Source organism: Streptomyces sp. NPDC056527, from assembly GCF_042794475.1.
Lineage (GTDB): Bacteria > Actinomycetota > Actinomycetes > Streptomycetales > Streptomycetaceae > Streptomyces.
Map to the genome: position 1 here is coordinate 94,730 of NZ_JBHTTQ010000017.1, position 7,140 is coordinate 101,869.

The window sequence follows — 7,140 nt, forward strand, 5'->3', positions numbered from 1 at the left end:
CCACCCGGTGCTCATAGGACTGCTGACCGCGATCGCCGCCTCGATCTGTTACGGCACGGGCTCCGTCCTGCAGGCCGTCGGGTCGCGCAAGTCCGCCCGGCGCGAGGCGGCCGCCGCGGGCCGGCTCACGGAGCGCGGCGGGCCGAGTCTGTCCTCCACCGCGAAGGCGGCGACGACATGGGAGTTCGTCGTCGGCACGATCCTGGACTTCATCGGATTCGGTCTCGGCGCGCTCGCGGCCCGCTTGCTGCCGCTGTTCCTGTCCCAGACCGTGATCAGCGCGAATCTGGTCGTCACCGCGGTCCTGAGCGTCCGGATGCTCGGTATCCGGCTCACCCGCGCGGAGTGGACGTCGATCGGCGTGGTCTGCTCGGCGCTGGTGCTCCTGGCGAGCGCGGCGGGCCCCGAGGGCAGCGGGCACACCCCGATCGCCACGCACTGGTGGCTGCTCGCGATCTCGCTGCTCCTGATGGTGGGCGGCACCGTGCTCGTACGGCTCCTGGGCGCGCGGGCGGCCATCCTGGCCGGTCTGCTCTCCGGACTCGGCTTCGGCGCACTGGGGGTCGGCGTGCGGATCCTGAACGGCATCGACTCCTTCGACCTCGGCGCTCTCCTCACCGACCCGGCGCTGTACGCGATCCTCGTCGCCGGGGTCGGCGGCATGTATCTGCACACCGTCGCGCTCCAGATCGGCTCGGTGAACGGGGCGACGGCGGCGCTGGTGGTCGGCGAGACGGTCCTCCCCGGCATGATCGGCGTGTGGTGGCTGGGCGACGCCTCCCGCCCGGGCTTCGCCTGGCTCGCGGTCCTCGGCTTCGTCCTCGCGGTCGTCGGCGCGGTGGCCGTGGCCTGGTTCGGCGCCCCGGAAGGCCACGGGGCGCAGGACACGGAGGTGCCCGACGAGCACGGCGCCGTGCCCGAGGCCCGTCCCGATCCCGTACGCGTTCCATAGGGTGCGGCCATGGGGACTTACATCGACGGAGTGATCGAGACCCGCACCGCGGGCGAGCCATGGGAGATGGAGGTCGATCTGCTCGACTTCGACCTCGGGAAGCAGCGGGACGAGCGCGATGCGCTGTTCGGCTACGGCGGCGGCCTCAGTGTGGACCGGCCCCTCTTCGAAGCGCGCGGCTGGCCGGAGGACGCCGGCGAGGAGGTGCCGAAGCAGATCGACGAACTGAGCCACAGTCACTCGTACGCGACATGGGCCGAGATAGCGGCGGTCGACTGGGACGCGCCGATCTGCGACCGCCCCGACTGGAACCAGGTGGCCGAGTGGCGGCCGGGGCCGGACGGCGAACTCGCCCTGCACGACGTGTCCTGGGTACCGGCCGAGGTGGTCGACGCGGCGGCGAAGCTCTTCGGCGAGGATCTGTACCCGGGCGAATGGCCGCAGGGCGGGGAGGTCCGTCTGAACGGCACGGTCTACCGTCCGGTGGTCCTCACGGCCGGGATGATCGTTCCACCGGACGGCAAGTGGGGCCCGGTGTGGGCGTCGATGCGCGCGCTGGCGGCGGAGTACGGCGACGAGAACGTCCGCCTGGTGGTCTGGTTCGGCTGACACGGCCCGACCCGGCCCCGGTCGGGGCCGATGGGCGATGCCGCACCCCGACGCTCACTCCCCCGCCAGGACCACGACCTCCTCGACCGCGAACGCCACGCCCACGCGGGCGCCCTCCTCCGGAGCGTCCCCGAGGGGGCACTCCGCCTCCAGGTCGGGACCCTCGGACGGGCGCAGCAGCAGGGCGACGTGCGTGCCACGGAAGGTACGGGACTCGACGGTGCAGGTCAGGCCCTCCTTCGCGGCGCCGAGACGGACGCCGCCCGGGCGCACGAGGAGCTTCCCCGGGCCCTGGGGGGATCCGTCGGGCACCGGTACCTTCCCCCACACGGTGTCGGCCGCGTCCCCGCTCACCGTCCCCGACACCACGTTGTCGAATCCGAGGAAGCGCGCCACGAACTCGGAGGCGGGCCGCTGCCACACCTCCAGCGGAGTGCCGGACTGGGCGATCCTGCCGTCCCGCATCACCACGACCCGGTCGGCGAGCGCGAACGCCTCGCCCTGGTCGTGGGTGACGGCGAGCACCGTCGTGCCCAACCGGCCGAAGAGGCCGCGCAGTTCGACCACGAGCCGCTCTCGCAGCCCTCGGTCCAGCTGGCCGAGCGGCTCGTCCAGCATGAGGAGCCGGGGGCGCGGGGCGAGCGCGCGGGCGAGCGCCACGCGCTGCTGCTCGCCGCCCGACAGCGAGGCGACGGCCCGCCGTCCCGCCCCGGGCAGACCGACCATTTCCAGCAACTCCTGGACCCGCTGGTCCTGTTCGGCCTTCCCGACCCGGCGCATCCGCAGCCCGAAGGCGACGTTGCCGCCGACGTCCCGCTGCGGGAAGAGCTGGTGGTCCTGGAACATGAGCCCGACGCCGCGCCGGTGCGCCGGCACCCCGGTCTGGTCGCTGCCGCCGAGCAGCACCCGGCCCTCGTCGAGGGCCTGGAGTCCGGCGACGGCCCGCAGCAGCGTGGACTTCCCGCTGCCGCTCGGCCCGAGCACGCACACGATCTCGTGCTCGGCCACCTGCAGGTCCACCGAATCGAGCACGGCCCGCTGCCCGAACCGTACGGTCGCGTCCTTGAGCGTCAGCATCAGAACTCCCCGGAGGTCCGGTCGGTGCGGAGCCGTTCGAGCAGCAGCAGGGCCACCGCGCACACCACCATCAGAATCGTCGAAAGGGCCATGGCCTGGCCGTAGTTGAGCTCGCCGGGCCGACCGAGCAGCCGGGCGACCGCGACCGGCAGCGTCGGGCTGTCGGGCCGGGCGATGAAGACCGTCGCACCGAACTCTCCGAGGGACACCGCGAAGGCGAATCCGGCCGCGATCAGCAGCGCGCGCCGTACCAGCGGCAGATCGACCTCGCGCCAGGCACGCAGCGGCGACGCCCCGAGCACGGCCGCCGCCTCCCGCAGCCGCTCGTCGACCGCGCGGAGCACGGGCAGCATCGTCCGTACGACGAAGGGGACACCGACCAGTGCCTGCGCGAGCGGCACGAGGATCCAGCTGGCCCGCAGGTCGAACGGCGGCTCGTCCAGGGTGATCAGGAAGCCGAAGCCGACGGTGACTGCGGAGACCCCGAGCGGCAGCATCAGCAGCGCGTCGAAGCCGCGCACGAGGCGACCGGCGATGGGGGTCCCCCCGCGCGAGCGAAGCCGAGAGTGGGGGAGGGTGAGGGCCGCCGCCGCGAGTCCGCCGATGACGAGGGCGATCAGGGTGGCGACGACGGCGTACCGGAGGGAGTTCCCGATCGTGTCCAGCAGCGGCACGAGGAAGGTGCCGGAGGGGTCCGGGGTCTGCAGGGCGCGGTAGTAGTCGAGCCCGTATCCACCGGAGGTGGCGAAGGACCGCTCGACGAGGACCCCGAGCGGCAGCACGATCAGCAGGGCGACGGAGAGCAGGACGCCCGCGAACAGCGCCCACTGGCCGACGCCCCGTGGCCGGCGCGCCGTCTGCTCGGGTGCGACCAGCCTCAGCGCGGTCTCCCGCCGGCGGACGGTCCGGGCGTGCACGGCGAGGACCACGCCGACGGCGACGAACTGCACCATCGTGAGGACGGCCGCCGTCGTCAGGTCGAAGCGGACGACGGTCTGCCGGTAGATCTCCGTCTCCAGGGTGGAGTACGTGGATCCGCCGAGGATCTGGACGACGGCGAACGAGCTCGCGGTGAAGAGGAACACCATCAGCGCGGCCGCCGCGACGGAGGGCGCGAGCGCCGGCAGGGTCACGGTCCGCCAGGCGGTCCAGCGGGACGCGCCGAGGACCCGGGCGGCCTCCTCCTGGCGCGGGTCGAGCTGCGCCCACAGGCCGCCGACGGTCCGTACGACGACGGCGTAGTTGAAGAACACATGGGCGATCAGGATCGCCCACACGGTGGTGTCGAGCCGCACGCCCCACAGCTCGTCGAGGAGGCCGCCGCGCCCGACCAGCGCCAGGAACGCCGTACCGACCATGACGGTCGGCATCACGAAGGGCACGGTGACGACGGCGCGCAGCAGCCCCTTGCCGGGGAAGTCGAAGCGGGCGAAGACGTACGCGCCGGGCAGCGCGATCAGCAGGGTCAGCCCGGTGGAGGCGAGCGCCTGCCAGAGCGTGAACCAGAGGACGTCGAGGATATCCGGCCGGCTCAACGTCTCGCCGAGGCGGCCGAACTGCCACACCCCGTCGACCCGCAGCCCGCGCTCGACGATCGAGACGACGGGCCAGGCGAAGAAGAGCGCGAAGAAGGCGACGGGCACGACCATCAGGCCGAGCCGCGCCGCGCTTCCCCTGCGGTCGGGAACTACTTCAGAACGAGCGACGACCACTGCTGGATCCACTGGTCACGGTTGGCGGCGATCTTCTCGGGCGCCATCGTCTGGGGCTTGTCGATCACCACACCGTGCTTCGTGAAGAGCTCCGGCAGGGTGGCGTCCTTGGCCACCGGGTTGACGAACATCTGCAGCGGCATGTCGTCCTGGAACTTCTTGGAGATCAGGAAGTCGATCAGCGCCTTGCCGCCCTCGGGGTTCTTCGCCCCGTTCAGCAGCCCCGCGAACTCGGTCTGCCGGAAGCAGGTCCCGGTGGAGACCCCGGTGGGGGCTTCCTTGGGCTGCGGCTCGGAGTAGAGGACCTCGACCGGCGGGCTGGAGGCGTACGAGACGACCAGCGGCCGGTCGCCCTTGGCCTTCTTGCCGCCGGCGGAACCGGAGAACTCCTGGTTGTAGGCGAGCTCCCAGCTGTCGACGGTCTTCACGCCGTTGGCCTTGAGCTTCTTCCAGTAGTCCTGCCAGCCCCCATCGCCGTACTGGGCGGCGGTGCCGAGCAGGAAGCCGAGGCCCGGGGAGGAACGCTCGGGGTTCTCCACGACGAGCAGGTCCTTGTACGCGGGCTTCGCGAGGTCGTCGAAGGTCTGCGGGGGCGCGAGCTTCTTGTCGGCGAAGTACTTCTTGTCGTAGTTGACGCAGATGTCACCGGAGTCGATCGGGGTGACCCGGTGCTCCTTGTCGAGCTGGACCTCGGCGGGGATCCGGTCCAGGCCCTTCGCCTCGTACGGGACGAAGATCCCGTTGTCGAGGGCGCGGGACAGCAGGGTGTTGTCGACGCCGAAGAAGACGTCACCCTGCGGGGAGCCCTTGGTCAGGATCTCCTTGTTGACCGCCTCGCCAGCGTCGCCGCTCTTGAGGACCTTGACCGTGAAGCCGGTCTGCTTGGTGAACTCCGCCAGCACCTCCTTGGAGGCGTTGAAGGAGTCGTGACCCACCAGGGTCACGGTCTTCGGGGTGGGCGCGCCGGACTTGCCCGCCGCGTCCCGGACGTCCTCGGTACCGCACGCGGCGAGCGTGGTGACGCCGACCGCGGCGACGATCGCCGCGGCGGCCATCTTCTTGGTGCTCACTGGAATTCCTCCTGGGTGTGACCAGGAAGAGACGCGGCCCTGCCGACCGGAAGGCGGGCAGGGCGCAACAGCTCGAGTTACGACCGAACTTCCTACCCAGAATGACCTGGGCAAGGTTCAGAGGGTCTGCGGTCCTGACCGCACTCTCAGCGCTGTGGCGCTCCCCTGTCGGAATATGGAGATGTGTTCGAGCACAGAGTACAAGGTCAGCGCTCGGACGCCGCCAGCTGTCCACAGGCGCCGTCGATCTCCTGACCTCGGGTGTCACGGACGGTGACCGGGACGCCATGGGCGGCGATGGCCTCGACGAACGCCTTCTCGTCCTCGGGACGGGAGGCGGTCCACTTCGAGCCGGGCGTGGGGTTCAGCGGAATCAGGTTGACGTGCACCCGCTTGCCCTTGAGCAGCCGCCCGAGGAGGTCGCCACGCCACGCCTGGTCGTTGATGTCGCGGATGAGGGCGTACTCGATGGAGATCCGGCGGCCGGACTTCTCCGCGTACTCCCAGGCCGCGTCGAGGACCTCGCGGACCTTCCAGCGCGTGTTGACGGGCACGAGGGTGTCGCGCAGCTCGTCGTCGGGGGCGTGCAGGGAGACGGCGAGCCGGCACTTGAAGCCCTCGTCGGCGAAGCGCAGCATCGCGGGCACGAGACCGACGGTGGAGACGGTGATCCCGCGCTGGGACAGACCGAGACCGTCCGGCTCCGGGTCGGTCAGGCGGCGGATCGCGCCGACGACCCGCTTGTAGTTCGCGAGCGGCTCACCCATGCCCATGAAGACGATGTTGCTGAGCCGCGCGGGCCCGCCGGGCACCTCGCCGTCGCGCAGGGCGCGCATTCCGTCGACGATCTGGTGCACGATCTCGGCGGTCGACAGGTTCCGGTCGAGACCGGCCTGTCCGGTGGCGCAGAACGGGCAGTTCATCCCGCAGCCGGCCTGCGAGGAGATGCACATGGTGACCCGGTCCGGGTACCGCATCAGGACGGACTCGACGAGCGTGCCGTCGTGCAGCTTCCACAGGGTCTTACGGGTGGTGTCGTCGTCGCACGAGATGTGCCGGACCACGGACATCAGGTCGGGCAGCAGCTCGCCCTGCAGCTTCTCGCGCGAGGACGCGGGAATGTCGGTCCACTCGGCGGGGTCGTGGGCGTACCGCGCGAAGTAGTGCGTGGACAGCTGCTTGGCGCGGAACGGCTTCTCGCCGATCGCGGCGACGGCCTCCTTGCGCTCGGCGGGCGTGAGGTCGGCAAGGTGCCGCGGCGGCTTCTTGGCTCCGCGGGGGGCGACGAAAGTGAGTTCTCCGGGCTTGGGCATGGTGCTACCAGTGTCGCAGACCGAACCCTGTGGCCTGGGGCGCAAGCCCTGGGAGGCGGTCGTCCCAGGTCGTACCAGGCCGTCGAAGTGGACTTCGGACGGCCCGGCGACTTCCCCTCCGGACCCTGCCCGGCACGCAAAGCCCCAGATCAGCGCGGTTGGGGCCTGCTGACCGGACCGACCGAGCCGGAACGCGACACATGCGTGTGCCGGGCAGGTCGAGGCTGCCCGGCACACGCGGATTCAGGGGTGTCGGCCGGCCCTGCCGTCCGCGATGGAGGCTTGGGCGGGGCCGGCTGTGGCGTTAGCGGCGGTGGTGGTGGTTGCCCCAGGACTTGGTGTCCACGACCCGGCCGTGGTCGTCGCGGAGGGTGGCCTTGTCGCGGTGGTTGTCCCACACGTAGTCG

At 71.1% G+C, this 7,140-nt stretch carries 6 protein-coding genes and 1 riboswitch; of the genes, 2 read left to right on the forward strand and 4 right to left on the reverse strand.

Annotation, left to right across the window (positions count from 1 at the left end):
- Positions 1-7: 7 nt before the first annotated feature.
- A complete protein-coding gene (locus tag ACFQ7Q_RS12505) occupies positions 8-952 on the forward strand; it encodes a hypothetical protein (RefSeq protein ID WP_383553126.1) in 945 nt (314 codons plus the stop codon).
- Between the two features lie 9 nt (positions 953-961).
- Complete coding sequence (locus tag ACFQ7Q_RS12510; RefSeq protein WP_383553129.1) at positions 962-1,561, forward strand: hypothetical protein; 600 nt, start codon at positions 962-964, stop codon at positions 1,559-1,561.
- 54 nt (positions 1,562-1,615) lie between these two features.
- On the opposite strand, the gene ACFQ7Q_RS12515 is transcribed toward ACFQ7Q_RS12510, so the two are convergent.
- The 4 genes from ACFQ7Q_RS12515 to rlmN all read right to left on the reverse strand — a co-directional run bounded on the left by ACFQ7Q_RS12515 (position 1,616) and on the right by rlmN (position 6,733).
- Positions 1,616-2,638, reverse strand: coding sequence for an ABC transporter ATP-binding protein (locus ACFQ7Q_RS12515; RefSeq protein WP_383553132.1), 1,023 nt, complete (start codon positions 2,636-2,638; stop codon positions 1,616-1,618).
- Positions 2,638-4,287, reverse strand: coding sequence for an ABC transporter permease (locus tag ACFQ7Q_RS12520; RefSeq protein ID WP_383553142.1), 1,650 nt, complete (start codon positions 4,285-4,287; stop codon positions 2,638-2,640). The genes ACFQ7Q_RS12515 and ACFQ7Q_RS12520 overlap by 1 nt, the downstream gene beginning before the upstream one ends.
- 38 nt (positions 4,288-4,325) lie before the next feature.
- Positions 4,326-5,405, reverse strand: coding sequence for a thiamine ABC transporter substrate binding subunit (locus tag ACFQ7Q_RS12525; protein WP_383553144.1), 1,080 nt, complete (start codon positions 5,403-5,405; stop codon positions 4,326-4,328).
- An 86-nt stretch (positions 5,406-5,491) separates the two neighbouring features.
- A riboswitch (TPP riboswitch) is annotated at positions 5,492-5,597 on the reverse strand.
- 29 nt (positions 5,598-5,626) lie between these two features.
- Positions 5,627-6,733, reverse strand: a complete 1,107-nt coding sequence (gene rlmN, locus ACFQ7Q_RS12530) for a 23S rRNA (adenine(2503)-C(2))-methyltransferase RlmN (protein WP_361850956.1) — start codon at positions 6,731-6,733, stop codon at positions 5,627-5,629.
- Positions 6,734-7,140 lie beyond the last annotated feature (407 nt).